General features: G+C 65.4%; 12 protein-coding genes. 5 read left to right on the top strand and 7 right to left on the bottom strand.

The features are described 5' to 3' along the window. Positions 1 to 119 precede the first annotated feature (119 nt). The 5 genes from cobG to JYG34_RS22965 all read left to right on the top strand — a co-directional run bounded on the left by cobG (position 120) and on the right by JYG34_RS22965 (position 5269). Entirely contained in the window at positions 120 to 1445 is a 1326-nt protein-coding gene (cobG, locus tag JYG34_RS22985) for a precorrin-3B synthase (protein ID WP_213658477.1), read from the top strand. Beyond that, the gene (locus tag JYG34_RS22980; protein ID WP_046854044.1) at positions 1438 to 2064 is read left to right on the top strand and encodes a precorrin-8X methylmutase; all 627 of its coding nucleotides are present in this window, start codon (positions 1438 to 1440) and stop codon (positions 2062 to 2064) included. Before cobG ends, JYG34_RS22980 begins: the two co-directional genes overlap by 8 nt. After that, positions 2061 to 2795, top strand: coding sequence for a precorrin-2 C(20)-methyltransferase (locus JYG34_RS22975; RefSeq protein ID WP_213658476.1), 735 nt, complete (start codon positions 2061 to 2063; stop codon positions 2793 to 2795). Before JYG34_RS22980 ends, JYG34_RS22975 begins: the two co-directional genes overlap by 4 nt. Continuing rightward, positions 2783 to 4483, top strand: coding sequence for a precorrin-3B C(17)-methyltransferase (gene cobJ, locus JYG34_RS22970; protein ID WP_213658475.1), 1701 nt, complete (start codon positions 2783 to 2785; stop codon positions 4481 to 4483). Before JYG34_RS22975 ends, cobJ begins: the two co-directional genes overlap by 13 nt. A gap of 99 nt (positions 4484 to 4582) precedes the next feature. Next, positions 4583 to 5269 (top strand): hypothetical protein, encoded by a 687-nt coding sequence (locus JYG34_RS22965; RefSeq protein ID WP_213658474.1) that lies wholly within the window; start codon positions 4583 to 4585, stop codon positions 5267 to 5269. Between the two features lie 56 nt (positions 5270 to 5325). On the opposite strand, the gene JYG34_RS22960 is transcribed toward JYG34_RS22965, so the two are convergent. From JYG34_RS22960 to JYG34_RS22930, 7 genes are all read right to left on the bottom strand, one after another. Continuing rightward, on the bottom strand, positions 5326 to 5922 hold the full coding sequence (locus JYG34_RS22960; protein ID WP_011535880.1) for a MarC family protein: 597 nt from the start codon (positions 5920 to 5922) through the stop codon (positions 5326 to 5328). A gap of 129 nt (positions 5923 to 6051) precedes the next feature. Then, positions 6052 to 8826, bottom strand: a complete 2775-nt coding sequence (locus tag JYG34_RS22955) for a hybrid sensor histidine kinase/response regulator (RefSeq protein ID WP_213658473.1) — start codon at positions 8824 to 8826, stop codon at positions 6052 to 6054. A 135-nt stretch (positions 8827 to 8961) separates the two neighbouring features. Then, positions 8962 to 10257, bottom strand: a complete 1296-nt coding sequence (purD, locus tag JYG34_RS22950) for a phosphoribosylamine--glycine ligase (protein ID WP_213658472.1) — start codon at positions 10255 to 10257, stop codon at positions 8962 to 8964. Positions 10258 to 10389: 132 nt separating this feature from the next. After that, positions 10390 to 11997, bottom strand: coding sequence for a bifunctional phosphoribosylaminoimidazolecarboxamide formyltransferase/IMP cyclohydrolase (purH, locus tag JYG34_RS22945; RefSeq protein ID WP_213658471.1), 1608 nt, complete (start codon positions 11995 to 11997; stop codon positions 10390 to 10392). Positions 11998 to 12075: 78 nt separating this feature from the next. Continuing rightward, complete coding sequence (gene fis / locus JYG34_RS22940; RefSeq protein WP_011535876.1) at positions 12076 to 12396, bottom strand: DNA-binding transcriptional regulator Fis; 321 nt, start codon at positions 12394 to 12396, stop codon at positions 12076 to 12078. Next, complete coding sequence (gene dusB / locus JYG34_RS22935; protein WP_213658470.1) at positions 12393 to 13406, bottom strand: tRNA dihydrouridine synthase DusB; 1014 nt, start codon at positions 13404 to 13406, stop codon at positions 12393 to 12395. Before dusB ends, fis begins: the two co-directional genes overlap by 4 nt. 287 nt (positions 13407 to 13693) lie before the next feature. Further along, entirely contained in the window at positions 13694 to 15022 is a 1329-nt protein-coding gene (locus tag JYG34_RS22930) for a DUF3426 domain-containing protein (protein ID WP_213658469.1), read from the bottom strand. Positions 15023 to 15060 lie beyond the last annotated feature (38 nt).

The following is a 15060-nucleotide window of genomic DNA, read 5'->3' as shown; positions in this document are numbered from 1 at the left end:
GGGCGACGCGGTCCAGAATTTCTGCTCAATCGCAGTGGATGCTCGACCACCGGCTTTTCATGCCGCCGGACAAAGCAGGCATAATACCGCGCCTTCTACACTGAAGCGCACTTTCACGATTGCCGGATGCCCTCTTGACGCAGCCCCTGCCCCCCGAAGTTTCGCCCCGTCCCTCGGCCTGCCCGGGGTTGTGGCGCATCGTCGCCGCGCGCGACGGTGGCATCTGCCGGATCAAGCTGCCCGGCGGCCTGCTGCTGGCCGACCAGGCCGATGCCGTGGCCGATGCCGCCGAGCGCTTCGCCGGTGGGGTGATCGAGGCCACCAACCGGGCCAATCTGCAGATCCGTGGCATCGGCGGCGACCATCGCGGCCTGGTCGAGCATCTGCTCGCCGCAGGGCTCGGTCCGCGTGACGCGGCCGGTGACGATGTGCGCAACCTCATGCTCAGCCCATTGGCCGGGCTCGATCCGGTCATGCTGTTCGACACCCGAGCGTTGGCCGGGCAGATCCTCGACCTGCTGGAAAGCACACCCAGGTTCCACAAGCTGTCGGCCAAGTTCGCCGTGCAGCTCGATGGCGGCGAAGGCCTGGCGATGCTCGAGCACCCCCATGATCTATGGTTGTCCGCGATACAGCGCGACGGGCGTACCTGGTTGCGGTTTGGGCTGGCGAGCAGCCTGTCGGGTGGCCAGGCACTGGGCGTTGTGCCGGTGGAGCAGGGGCTGGCGCTGGTGCGCGCGGTGCTGGCGCGTTTCCTCGACCTGGCGACGCCCGAGCAGTCGCGCATGCGCCAACTGCTCCAGGTGTGCCCGGTGGAACACTTCCTTGAAGGGCTGGGGCTCCAGATCGACACCCCATCGATGGCCTGGCAGCGCCCTGCGACGACAAGCCCGTGGCTGGGCCTGCTGCCCCAGCGCCAGGGCGTGGCCCTGGGCGTCGCGCCACCCCTCGGGCGCCTGACGCCCGCCATGTTGCGCAGTGTCGCGCGCATCGCCCGGCAATGGGGCGATGGCAGCCTGCGCCTGAGCCCTTGGCAGAGCCTGGTGCTGACCTCCCTTGAACCGAGCGAGCTGGAAAACGCGCGCGTTCAACTGATGGCATCCGGCATGCTCTGTCACAACGAGCATCCGCTGGCGCGGATCGTCGCCTGCACCGGCTCCAGCGGCTGCGCCAAGGCCCAGGCCGACACCAAGGCCGATGCCGTGACCTTGGCCGCCTTGTTGCACCACGGTATCCCGGGCAGCGTGCACCTGACTGCCTGCCCACGTTCCTGTGCCATGGCCCACACCGCCCCGGCCACCTTGCTGGCCCGAACCCCGGGCCGCTATGACCTTTACTTGCGCGACGCGCGCCTGCCGGGCTTCGGCAGGCTGCGCGCCGCCGACCTCACCCCAGAAGAAGCAGGCGCCATGCTCGACCTGCCGACGGAGCACCTTGATGATTGACTACATCCGCGATGGTCAGGAGATCTATCGCAATTCCTTCCGGATCATCCGCGAGGAAGCCCGGCTCGAGCGGATCCCCGCCGATCTTGAAAAGCTCGCCGTGCGCGTGATCCATGCCTGCGGCATGGTCGAGGCCATCGATGGCCTGCAGTTCTCCGAAGGCGCCGGCAGCGCTGGCCGCGAAGCCCTGGCCAAGGGCGCGCCGATCCTCTGCGACGCGCACATGGTCGCCGAAGGCATCACCCGTGCCCGCCTGCCGGCGAACAACCCGGTGATCTGCACCCTGCGCGACCCAAGCGTGCCTGACCTGGCCAAGGCCGAGGGCAACACCCGTTCGGCGGTGGCCCTGGAATTGTGGCGTCCGCACCTGGAAGGCAGCGTGGTGGTGATCGGCAATGCGCCGACCGCGCTGTTCTACCTGCTGGAAATGCTCGACGCCGGCGCGCCGAAGCCGGCACTGATCCTCGGCTTCCCGGTCGGTTTCGTCGGTGCCGCCGAATCCAAGGCGATGCTCGCCGCCGACAGCCGTGGCGTGCCGTTCGTGATCATGCAGGGCCGCCTGGGCGGCAGCGCGATGGCCGCCGCCGCGGTCAACGCGCTGGCCACGGAGGTGGAATGATGCATGCACGCGGACGACTGCTGGGCCTGGGCGTGGGCCCTGGCGACCCGGAGCTGATCACGGTCAAGGCCCTGCGCCTGCTGCGCGAGGCGCCGGTGGTGGCGTACTTCGTCGCCAAGGGCAAGCGCGGTAATGCCTTCGGCATCATCGAGGCGCACCTGCAAGCCGAACAGACCCTGCTGCCGCTGGTTTACCCGGTGACCACCGAGGCGCTGCCGGCGCCGCTCTCCTACGAACAGGTGATCAGCGACTTCTACGACGAAGCCAGCTTGCAGGTGGCTGCGCACCTGGATGCCGGCCGCGACGTGGCGGTGATCTGCGAAGGCGATCCGTTCTTCTACGGCTCCTACATGTACCTGCACGATCGTCTGGCATCGCGCTACGAAGCGCAGGTCATCCCCGGAGTCTGCTCGATGCTCGGTGGCGCCTCGGTGCTCGGCGCGCCGCTGGTGTATCGTAACCAGACCCTCACCGTGCTCTCTGGTGTATTGCCCGCTGAAGAGCTGAAGCAGCGTTTGGCCGCTGCCGACGCGGCAGTGATCATGAAGCTGGGGCGCAACTTCCCCAAGGTGCGCCAGGTGCTGGCGGAACTGGGGCTGGACGGGCGCGCGCTATACGTGGAGCGCGCGACCATGGCCAACCAGAAGATCGTCGCGCTGGATGAGGTCGATCCGCAGTCCTCGCCGTACTTCTCGCTGATCATCGTGCCGGGTGAGAAATGGCAGGGATGAACAACGCACCGGCAATCGTCATTCTCGGCCCGGGCAGCCTGGCTACCGCGCAGCGTATCCAGCAGTGTTATCCACAGGCCGTGATCCACGGCCTGCAAGGGCGCGTGGAGGGGGCCGAACGTTACTACGCGGCCTTCGGCGACACCCTGCGTGCGTTGTACCGGCAGGACACGCCGATCATCGCCCTGTGCGCGGCGGGTATCGTCATTCGCACTCTGGCGCCGTTGCTGAACGAGAAAGGCGTCGAACCGCCGGTGCTGGCAGTGGCCGAGGATGGCAGTGCCGTGGTGCCGCTGCTCGGTGGTCTGGGCGGGGTCAACGTCATGGCCCGGGAAATCGGTGAAGCGTTGGGTGTAAGCGCAGCGATCACCACCAGTGGCGAGTTGCGCTTCGGCACCTGCCTGCTCAACCCGCCAGAGGGCTACGCGCTGGCGGATCTCGAGCAGGGCAAACGCTTCGTTTCCGACCTGCTGGCGGGCGAGTCGGTGCGTGTCGAAGGTGACGCGCCGTGGCTCGCGCACGCGCAGTTGCCAGCCAGCGATGATGCGCAACGCACCATTCATGTGGGGAGTGCGCTGCGGCCGGCCAGCCCTGATGAGCTGCTGATCCATGCGCGTTGCGTGGTGGTGGCGGTCACGGCCGGTCGTGCTGAGCTGGTGCAACAGGTACGGGAGGAATTGCAGCGGGCGAACATCGCGGAGCCTGCGTTGGCCTGCCTGCTGGCGAGCGAAACCGAGATGGCGGAACCAACCCTGCACGAGGCTGCCCAGGCACTGAATGTTGGCTTGCGCTTCGCCCCAGCCGCCGAGAACCTCGAGCGGATGCTGGCTGATGCATTGCCACAAGCGCGTACAGGTTCGTCTGCGGGGCTAGCCCACGCCGTTTGCGCAGCACCTGTCGACATCGACCGCGTTGGCCGGCGCCGTGGCCGTCTGGCGGTGATCGGCCTGGGGCCGGGCGCCGCCGAACTGATGGTGCCGGCGGTCAAGGCGGAGCTGGCGCACGCCGAAGATGTACTTGGCTACGAAACCTACGTGCGCATGGCGGGCCCGTTCCGCGCGGATCAGGTGTTGCATTGCACCGACAATCGCGAAGAGATGCAGCGTGCCCGACATGCCTTCGAACTGGCAGCCCAGGGCCGATCGGTGGTGGTGGTATCGTCGGGTGATCCAGGCGTGTTCGCCATGGCCGCCGCGGTGCTCGAAGCGCTGCATGAGTCCACCGACCCCGCCTGGCAGCGTGTCGATCTGGAGATCCTGCCTGGTGTCTCGGCCTCGCTGGCCACCGCCGCGCAAGCGGGGGCGCCGCTGGGGCATGACTTCTGCGTGATGTCGCTGTCGGACAATCTCAAGCCTTGGTCGATCATCGAGAAGCGGCTGGACATGGCCGCCGAGGCTGACTTGGTCCTGGCCTTCTACAACCCGATTTCCAAGGCAAGGCCTCACCAACTGGGTCAGGCGCTGGAGGTTGTGCGCCGACATCGCGATGCCAGCACGCCGGTGGTCCTGGGCCGTGATATCGGCCGGCCGGGGCAGACGCTGCGGGTTGTCACCCTGGGCGAGTTGCTGCCGGAGATGGTCGACATGCGCACCATGGTGCTGGTCGGCTCCTCGACCACTTGCACCTTCCCCCGTGCCGACGGCGGCGAGTGGGTCTATACCCCGCGCTGGTACCCAGTGAAGCCCTGACCCGACAGGAAAGCCGGCCTTCTGAACAGCGCATCCCTACATGCATAGCCTTCGAGTCCTACCCGGCAACCGCCGGGTTCTGACTCAAGGATTCGCATGATGAATGACAAACTGATTACCGATACCAACTCGGCCGCTGTCGTCGAACAATCGCTGATGGCCTTCGCTGCCGGGATGAGCCTGCAGAACCGCACCGATGTCATGAACTCCTACCAGTTCGCATCGCTGGTGGCGTCCAAGCTTTATGACAGCGAAGACCAGAGCGAGCAGTGGTACAAGCAGAATCTCAAGGTGATGGAGGACCTGGGCTGGCTGACCGTGCGCCGTACCTATGAGCGTGAGCATTCGGGCGAGCAATCGCTGGTCCTGGGCGCTATCGCGTTCAAGGCAATGAAGGTGGTGGGCCAGGCCGCGTTCGGCGGGCCAATCGCCGAGGCCATGGGCAAGATCGCCGAGTCGGCCCTTGAGGGGCTGGGCAAAATTACCGAGGCCCAGGAGCTGTTCAAGCGTAATTTCAAGGACAAGGAGAGTGGCACCGTTGGCCTGACGACTTGCCTGGAGATGGATGATGGGCAGGTGATGATGGTGCAGACCGCTGTCAGCACCAAAGGCATGATCCGGGACCTGGATACTGTGGCGTTCGAATGGAAAAACCATGCGGCGTATCACTACTCGGGTACCGCGTTGCTGGCGTTCAACACCCAGCATTACGCCCGTGTGCGCGAGCATGTGGAAAAGCGCCTGGGTGATCGCCGGTTCGACAACGTGCTGGAATACGAATTCTGATTCACCCTGTTTGCCGTCCAGGCAGTGCCTGCGGGCGGTAATCCCGGCAAGCACGGTCAGGGTACCAGGTAGCCCTTGATCCCGGTGAAGATGATCTGTGCCGCCAGGGCGCAGACGAACAGCCCCATCAGCCGGCTGACGATCTGCAGGCCCTGGTCCCCCAGCAACCGCTCGATGCGGTGCGAGAGGTATAGCACCAGGCCCACGGTGAAGCTGGCCAGCGCGATGCTGACGATGGCCAGCAGTTTGTCGTCCCAATGCGGTTGGCCCACGCCCATCACCAGCAGTGCGCCGATGGTGCCGGGGCCGACGGTCAGGGGGATGGTCAGTGGCACGATGGTCACATCCTGCTGCACGTTGTCGGTCTGTACCGCCGACTTGCCCTGGGCCATGCCCAGCGCCGAGATGAACAGCACCGAGCCGGCACCGATGCGGAACGCGTCGGCGGTGATGCCGAACACGCCGAAGATCACTCGCCCGAACAGATAGAGCAGCACGCTGGCGACCAATGTGGCGATGGCCACGCGCCAGGCCAGTTGCTTGCGCTCCTTGCTGGAGTGGCCGCGGGTGAGGCCGATGAAACACGACAGCACGAAGAATGGGCTGTAGAGCACGAGCATCTTCAGGTAGACGCTGAACAACTCATGGAGCATGGCGCTGAGTCCGCGGCGGAAATGGGTGGCACCTGTATAGCACGGAACCTGTAGGAGCGGCTTCAGCCGCGATCACCCGCGAAGCAGGTGCCAGATTCGGTGATGGCTGCCTCGCGACTGAAGCCGCGCCTACAGGATGTGCGTGGTGTCGTCGGAGACGACCTGCCGTTGCCCCGACCAGAACTGGATCAGCTCGCGCAACTGCGACAACTCCACCGGCTTGGCCATGTGCCCGTCCATGCCCGCCAGGCGCGCGCGTTCCTTGTGCTCGCTGAGGATATGCGCGGTCAACGCCACCACCGGGGTGCGCGGGCGGCCATTGGTGGATTCCCAGGCGCGCAGCTGTTGCGTGGCGGAGAAACCGTCGAGCACCGGCATCTCGCAGTCCATCAGCACCAGGTCGTAGCGCTTGGCCTTCATCGCCTGCAAGGCCTCCTCGCCATTGCTGGCAGTGTCCGGCTCGAGGTCGAGCTTGCCGAGCATGCCGCGGATGACTTTGGTCGAGATGCTGTTGTCCTCGGCCACCAGGATATGGAAGTCGCTGGGCAGGTCCAATGGCTGCGGGAGGCTGCCCGGTAATGCCGGGGGCGCTTGCTCGCGGCCACGCAGGGCCAGCTCTTCGGCGAGGGTGGTCTTGAGCGTGTAGCCGGCCACCGGCTTGGCGAGGATGCGCTTGACCCCGGCATTGCGCGCGATGACCTTGCTCGGTGCGTTGCTGATGCCAGTGAGCATGACCACCAGGATGTCATGGTTCAGGCTCGGGTCTTCCTTGATCTTGGCCGCCAGTTGCATGCCGGTCATGCCGGGCATGTTCTGGTCCAGCAGCACGGCATCGAAGTAGTCGCGCAGGTGCGCCTTGGTGCGCAGCAGCGCCAACGCCTCCTTGCCCGAAGGCACCGCGCTGACGTTCATGCCCCAGGCACTGCATTGCTGCACCAGCACCTTGCGACAGGTGTCGTTGTCGTCGACCACCAGCACCCGCGCGTCGCGCAGCGGGCCATCGAGATCGGTGGGCGGCTGCTCCAGGCGCAGCGGGTCGAGCGGCAGCGTCAGCCACAGGGTGTTGCCCATGCTGGTGTTGGTCTTGATGCCGAACTCGCCCTGCATCAGGCCGATCAGTTGCTTGGCGATCACCAGCCCAAGGTGGCCGCCGAGCTTGTTGCTGGAGAGGAAGTGGCGGCTGTGCAGTTCGGCTTGCAGCAAGGCGTCGCGCTCGGCCGGTGGCATCGGCTCGCCGCTGTCCTGCACGGCGATGCGCAGGCGCGGGGCGTCGCCGCGCTGGTCGAGGGCGACCACCAGCAGGATCTCGCCCTGGTCGGTGTTCTTCAGTGCGTTGTCGAGCAGGCTCGACAGGGCCTGGCGCAGGCGCGTCGGGTCGCCGCTGACCACCCGTGGCACCTGTGGCTGGGTGAAGCTGATCAGCTCGATGTTCTGCTGCTCGGCCTTGGCCCGGAAGATGTTCAGGCAGTCCTCGATCAGGGCGTTGAGGTCGAACTGCACATCGTCGAGTTCGATCTGCCGCGACTCGAGCTTGGAGATATCGAGAATCTCGTTGATCAGGGTGAGCAGTTCGTTGCCGGCGCTGTGGATGGTCTGCACGTAGTCGCGCTGCTTGACCGACAGCGGCGTGCCCAGCAGCAGCTCGGTCATGCCCAGCACGCCGTTCATGGGGGTGCGGATTTCGTGGCTGATCTTGGCCAGGAACTCGGCCTTGGCGTTGATTTCGGCATCGCTGGCGGCCAGGGCGCGGCTGGCACGGAAACGTTCCTCGCTGATGCGCCGCAGGCGTTCGCTGACGGCCAGGTTGAGCAGCAGGCCGCTGGCCACGGTCAAGGCCATGAGGATGCACAGCAGCCAGGGCGTCGGGGTGCGGGTCAGGCCCAGCAGTGCCGGTAGCAGTACCAGCCCGCCGAGGTTGTAGACCAGCATGGCCACGGCGAACAGGCGCGCTGGCGTGTAGCCCCGATGCCAGTGATAGCAGCTGACCAGCAACATGCTCAGGCTGCCGATGGCCAGCAGGGCATAGGTCATCAGGTTCAGCGGCAATGTATCGACGAACAGCAGCACCAGGCCGCTGACAGCCGCCACCAGCATTTCCAGGTGCAACAGGCGGGTGAGCCGTGCCGAGCCGCAGGGTGAGAAGAAATGCACGGTGAAGTACAGGCCGGCCAGGCCCGCCAGCACCAGCGTGAGGTAGGCGGCCGGGGTCTGGGCGCTGTACCACAGGTGCCACCAGGGGCCGCTGAGGTTGAGCAGGATCAGCGCGCTGAGCAGCATCAGGGCGTGGTACAGCGCCAGTACCAGCGTGGTGCTGGAGCGGGTGTAGGCGAAGCGGATCAGGTTGTGCAGGATCAGCATCACCAGCCCGCCGAACAGCAGGCCGAACAGCAGCGACTGGCGCTGGTCGGCGGCAGCGTGGGCGGTGGACTCGACACTGATGGCCGGACGCAACTGGTGCTCGGAGACCAACCGCAGGTAGATGTCCAGCGGTTGGTTGCTGTGCGGCAGTGGCAGCACATGGTCCCTGCCGCGCTGGGTGGGGCTTAGGCCATCGCCCTGCTTGCCGTGGTGCAGTTGGCGCAGCAGCTTGCCATCCTCGAGGGCGTAGAGGTCAAGGCGCGACAGATCAGGGGCGAAAATGCGGACCAGTTGCTCCTGGTCGTTCGGTTCCAGGCGGTAGTGCAGCCACAGGGCCTGGTCGGGGAGGGCGGCATCCAGTTCTTCGAGGACCAGTGGGCTGAACTGGTTGCGGTAACGCTCGGAGCGTACGTCGGACAGCTGCAGGTTGGCCTGTTCATCGAGCAGCGCGGACCACCCCCCGGCCTGGTCGGCGTGGGCCGGGAGCAGGCAGAGCAGGGTCAGCAGGCTGACGATCAGGGCAGTGGCAATCCGAAGCCGACGCACGACGAAATCCCTTTTTAGCTAATGTGCCGGGTAACAACTATGCGCGGCGCGCCAAGGCGAAGGCAAGGCCCCGCAGGGCCTTGTCGACGAGCCGAAGGCCGCGCGCACCGGGCGCGGCGGCCATTCGGCGCAGTATTACTGCTGGTGTTCACCGCGCTCGCGGGCGATGGCCCGGTAGCCGATGTCGGTACGGTGGAAGCTACCGTTCCAGGTGACTTCCTTGGCCAGGCGGTAGGCCTGCTGCTGCGCTTGGGCAACGGTATCGCCCATTGCGGTGGCGCACAGTACGCGGCCGCCGTGGGTCACGACCTGGCCATCCTTGAGCGAAGTACCGGCGTGGAACACTTTGCCTTCGAGCTTGGCGGCAGCGTCCAGGCCGCTGATCACGTCGCCTTTATTGTAGTCGCCCGGGTAGCCGCCAGCGGCCAGCACCACGCCCAGGCTCGGGCGCGGGTCCCACTGTGCTTCGACCTTGTCCAGGGCCTTGGCGAACGCAGCTTCCACCAGCAGCACCAGGCTCGACTCCAGGCGCAGCATGACCGGTTGCGTCTCCGGGTCGCCGAAGCGGCAGTTGAACTCGATGACTTTGGGGTTGCCCGCCTTGTCGATCATCAGGCCTGCGTAGAGGAAGCCGGTGTAGACGTTGCCTTCCTCGGCCATGCCGCGCACGGTCGGCCAGATCACCTGGTCCATCACGCGCTGGTGCACCTCGGCGGTGACCACGGGTGCGGGGGAGTAGGCGCCCATGCCGCCGGTGTTCGGGCCGGTGTCCTTGTCGCCGACGCGTTTGTGGTCCTGGCTGGTGGCCATGGGCAGCACATTGTGGCCGTCGACCATGACGATGAAGCTGGCTTCCTCGCCGTCGAGGAATTCCTCGATGACCACACGCGAACCGGCTTCACCGAAGGCGTTGCCGGCGAGCATGTCGCGTACGGCGTCTTCGGCTTCCTGCAGGGTCATGGCGACGATCACGCCCTTGCCGGCGGCCAGGCCGTCGGCCTTGATCACGATCGGCGCGCCTTTTTCACGCAGGTAGGCCAGGGCCGGCTCGATCTCGGTGAAGTTCTGGTAGTCGGCGGTAGGGATCTTGTGGCGGGCCAGGAAGTCCTTGGTGAAGGCCTTGGAGCCTTCCAGCTGGGCCGCGCCCTTGGTCGGGCCGAAGCAGTCCAGGCCACGGCTGCGGAACAGGTCGACCACGCCGATGACCAGCGGTGCCTCAGGGCCGACGATGGTCAGGTCGACGTTCTTCTCGGCGAAGTCGGCCAGTTGCTCCAGGGCGGTGACGTCGATGGCGACGTTCTCGCACTTGGCTTCGATGGCGGTGCCGGCGTTGCCCGGGGCGACGAAGACTTTCTCGACGCGTGGGTCCTGGGCGACTTTCCAGGCCAGGGCGTGCTCGCGGCCGCCGCTGCCGATGATCAAAACTTTCATGTCAAAACCTCTGTCTGGCGGCGATCCCCGGCCCTTGTAGGAGCGGATTCATCCGCGATTGCGGCGGTGAACCAGCATCGCATCGCGGATGAATCCGCTCCTACAGGGGCCGGGGATCGGCCTGGTATCTGATTAGTGGCGGAAGTGGCGCATACCGGTGAATACCATCGCGATGCCGGCTTCGTCGGCAGCAGCGATGACTTCAGCGTCACGCATCGAGCCACCCGGCTGGATCACCGCGCTGATACCCACTTTAGCCGCATTGTCGATGCCGTCGCGGAACGGGAAGAACGCGTCCGAGGCCATGACCGCACCCTGCACCTGCAGGCCGGCGTGCTCGGCCTTGATCGCGGCGATGCGCGCGGAGTTGACGCGGCTCATCTGGCCGGCGCCGACGCCGATGGTCTGGCGGTTCTTGGCGTAGACGATGGCATTGGACTTGACGAACTTGGCCACTTTCCAGGCGAACACCAGGTCATGGATTTCCTGCTCGGTCGGGGCGCGCTTGGTGACGATCTTCAGGTCGTCGGCGCTGATCATGCCGATGTCGCGGCTCTGCACCAGCAGGCCACCGTTGACGCGCTTGAAGTCCCAACCGGCGGCACGCTCGGTTGGCCACTCGCCGCACTCCAGCAGACGCACGTTCTGCTTGGCGGCCACGACTTCGCGGGCGGCCTGGGAGATTTTCGGGGCGATGATCACTTCGACGAACTGGCGCTCGACGATGGCTTTCGCGGTTTCGCCATCCAGTTCGCGGTTGAAGGCGATGATGCCGCCGAAGGCCGATTCGGTGTCGGTGGCGTAGGCCAGGTCGTAGGCCTTGCGGATGCCGCCTTCGTCTTCTGGGACGACCGCGACGCCGCAGGGGTTGGCGTGCTTGACGATGACACAGGCCGGCTTGACGAAGCTCTTCACGCACTCCAGCGCGGCGTCGGTGTCGGCCACGTTGTTGAACGACAGCTCCTTGCCTTGCAGCTGGATGGCGGTGGAAATGCTGGCTTCGCCTTTCTTCGCCTCGACGTAGAACGCCGCGCTCTGGTGCGGGTTCTCGCCGTAGCGCATTTCCTGGGCCTTGATGAACTGGCTGTTGAAGGTGCGCGGGAACTCGCTGCGGTCTTCGGTCGACAGGGTCTGTTTAGACTGGTCGATGGTGCCCATGTAGTTGGCGATCATGCCGTCGTAGGCAGCGGTATGCTCGAAGGCCTTGAGCATCAGGTCGAAGCGCTGGGCGTAGGTGAGGCCGCCCGCTTTCAGGCTATCGACGACGCCGGCGTAGTCGCTGGCGTTGACCACGATGGCGACGTCCTTGTGGTTCTTCGCCGCCGAACGGACCATGGTCGGGCCGCCGATGTCGATGTTCTCGATGGCGGTGGGCAGGTCGCAGTCCGGCTTGCTGATGGTGGCTTCGAACGGATACAGGTTGACCGCCACCAGGTCGATCGGCTTGATGCCGTGCTCGTTCATGATGGCGTCGTCGGTGCCGCGACGGCCGAGGATGCCGCCGTGGATCTTCGGATGCAGGGTCTTGACCCGGCCGTCCATCATTTCGGCGAAGCCGGTGTAGTCGGCCACTTCCACCGCGTTCACGCCGTTATCCTTGAGCAGCTTGTAGGTGCCGCCGGTGGACAGGATCTCGACACCGAGCTGCTGCAGCTCACGGGCGAATTCGAGGATACCGGTCTTGTCGGAGACGCTGATCAGGGCGCGGCGGATCGGCAGGCGGGTAGTCTGGTCGGTCATTTCAGATTCCATAACGCGGTGGAGTCAGCAAAAAAGGCGCCTTTTGCATGAGCGCCTTTTTTGGTTGGGGTTCTGGCCTTACAACAGATCGTACTGCTTGAGCTTCTTGCGCAGCGTGCCTCGGTTGAGCCCGAGCATCTCGCTGGCTTTGGTCTGGTTGCCCTTGACGTAGTTCATCACGCATTCGAGCAAGGGCGCCTCGACTTCCGAGAGCACCAGGTTGTACACGTCCGTGACGGTGGCGCCTTCCAGGTGGGCGAAGTAGTTGTGCAGCGCCTTCTCGACGCTGTCGCGGAGCGTCTGGCCCTCCTCGCTCGGCGTGTTCAGGTGCTGCTTGAGGTTGGCGTTGTCGCTCACGGGCGTTGTTCCACTCACTAATGTCTCGGTCATCATCGTCATGCGGCCACCCCTTGTTCGTCCTCTGTCCCAAGGCTCTGTCGACGTTCAGAGAAAAAGGCCTGAACGTTGGCGCACTGCGCTTGTGTGTCTTCCAAGGCGTTGAACCGGCTGCGGAACTCCTTGCCGCCGGGTCGGGTCGCCAGGTACCAGCCAACGTGCTTGCGGGCGATACGCACGCCCATCACATCGCCATAGAAGGCATGCAACGCGGCCAGGTGTTCCAGCAGAATGCGTTCCACTTCGTCCAGCGCCGGTGCAGGCAGGTGCTCGCCCGTGCGCAGGTAATGCTCGACCTCGCGGAAGATCCACGGCCGCCCCTGGGCGGCGCGGCCGATCAGCAGGCCGTCGGCACCGGTGGCGTCCAGCACCGCCCGGGCCTTTTCTGGCGAGGTGATGTCGCCGTTGGCGAACACCGGGATCGACACCGCCTGCTTGATCGCGGCGATGGTGTCGTACTCGGCGTCACCGGTGTACAGGTCGGCGCGTGTGCGGCCATGCACCGCCAGCGCCTGGATACCGGCCTGTTCGGCGATCTTCGCCACGTTCAGGCCGTTCTTGTTCGCCCGGTCCCAGCCGGTGCGGATCTTCAGCGTCACCGGGACCTCCACTGCGCCGACCACGGCGTGGAGGATCTCGCTGACCAAGGCTTCATCTCTCAATAAAGCAGAGCCTGCGGCTTTGTTGCAGACTTTTTTTGCCGGGCAGCCCATGTTGATGTCGATGATCTGCGCGCCGGCTTCGACATTCGCCCGGGCCGCCGCCGCCATCATCTGCGCGTCGCCACCGGCGATCTGCACCGAGCGGGGCTCTGCGTCGCCTTCGTGGATGCGGCGCAGGCTCGACTTGCGGCTGTTCCACAGGCTCATGTCGCTGGTGACCATCTCCGATACCACCATGCCCGCCCCGAGGCGTTTGCAAAGTGTGCGGAAAGGCTGGTCCGTGACCCCGGCCATGGGCGCGAGGATCAGGTTGTTCTGCAGTGTGTAAGGGCCGATGCGTACCGCCGACATAGGTGTTCCCTGTTGTGGGGCCGAATCATTGGAGTTCGAAAAAGGGATGGCATGATACCCGCTCTCGATGACCGGATAAAGATGAATCTGGATAAAATCTGAACAGTTGCGGCGTTATGACACGAGGGTGTGAGCCTGGGTTTCCCATTGACCTGGCGTGACCTCTGTAGGAGCGGCTTCAGCCGCGATCACCCACGAAGCGGGTGCCAGGCACCGCGGCGTTTGCATCGCGGCTAAAGCCGCTCCTGCGGGTGAAGGGGCCAGAACTCGGCCCTGCCATCTGTCGGTTATTCCGGCGAACGGAAACTCAGGCTGTAGTTCACCGCCTTCGGCCCCGGGTCGAGGATGTCCAGGGCGATGTGGATCGGCGTCTGGCTGGGCATCTCGCCACGGCCCGCCAGCTCACCCGACAGGTATTCGCTGGGCTTGAAGCGCCGGCTGGCGATCAACTGGCCGTTGAGGTCGGCGAAGCGCAGCTCCAGCAGGGGGAACGGCTGGGCGAAGGGCGCGCGGTTGTAGATGATCGCATCGACGATCAGCGCGCCCTTGAAGTCCGGGTGGCTGCGTACCACCAGGTTGCTGCTCTTGATGCGCGAGATGTCGACACGGGTCGGCACCTGGCAGCCGACCATCGGGCACAGCTGCTGGAACCAGGGGCGGTACTGGTCCTGGCGGGCCATCTCCTCGAAATGGAACCAGACGTACTGGAACGCCAGCAGGCCAGCGGCCAGCAGGGTCAGAAAGCCCCACAGCAGGCGCTTGCCCCAGTTGGGTGCAGGTTTTTCCCAGGCCAGTTGCAGCGGATCGTCGACCACATCGACCAAAGGTTCCTTGTTCGGGCGCTCGGGCTTGCCCAGCAGGCTGGGTTCCAGGCGCTCGATGGGTTGATCGTCCAGCGCGTCTTCGTCATGGGCCGACAAGCGCTCGCCACGCACCTCATCGTCCACTGCGGACAAGCCTTTTTCAGGTAGCGGCTCATCGTGAGCGGAGAGCGGCGTGACCGGTGTGTCGAGGTCGTCGTCCAGCGCTTGATGGCGTACCGGTGGCTCGTCGTCCAGGTCGAGATCTGTCGCACCCAGTGTGGGCTCGGTGCGTTCGTCGGCGATCGGGTCCAGATCAAGCGGCGCCTGTTCCACCAACACTGGAGCCGTGTCGCGCTCAGGTGTCGGGGCGAGGTCATCGTCGGTGGCGGTGCCGAACAGCTCGTCTGCCGGTTCCTCGCTGCCTTGGTCGTCGCGTCGGGCGTGTAGCGTGCTACCGGTGATGGCCGCCTGGCGTTCGGCCGGGCTGCGACGTTCCAGGCGCGCGAGCTCCGAGTCCAGGTCGAGGGCGTCCAGTTCCTCGGCGGTCACGGCCCAGTCGTCTTCGTCCGCTGCGGGCGGTTCGGCGACCGGCGGTGCCGCGGGTAACGGGGGAGCGGCGGGCGCGGGCTCGGCTGGTGTTGCCACGCCCCGGTCGCTGGCAGCACGGTTCTGTTCCAGCAGCTGCTTCGCTGCATTGAACACCTGCAGGCAGTTGCCGCAGCGCACCACGCCGCGGGCCACGCTCAACTGATGATGGGTGACGCGAAAGCTGGTCTGGCAATGCGGGCACTGGGTGACGAAACTGTCGGTCATGCGGCGATCCGGGGAGCTGTGCAGGAGTTGAGTCTAGG

It is taken from the genome of Pseudomonas entomophila (assembly GCF_018417595.1).
GTDB lineage: Bacteria > Pseudomonadota > Gammaproteobacteria > Pseudomonadales > Pseudomonadaceae > Aquipseudomonas > Aquipseudomonas entomophila_C.
Note: the sequence above shows the minus strand (reverse complement) of the source record. Positions and strands in the feature narration are given on the sequence as shown.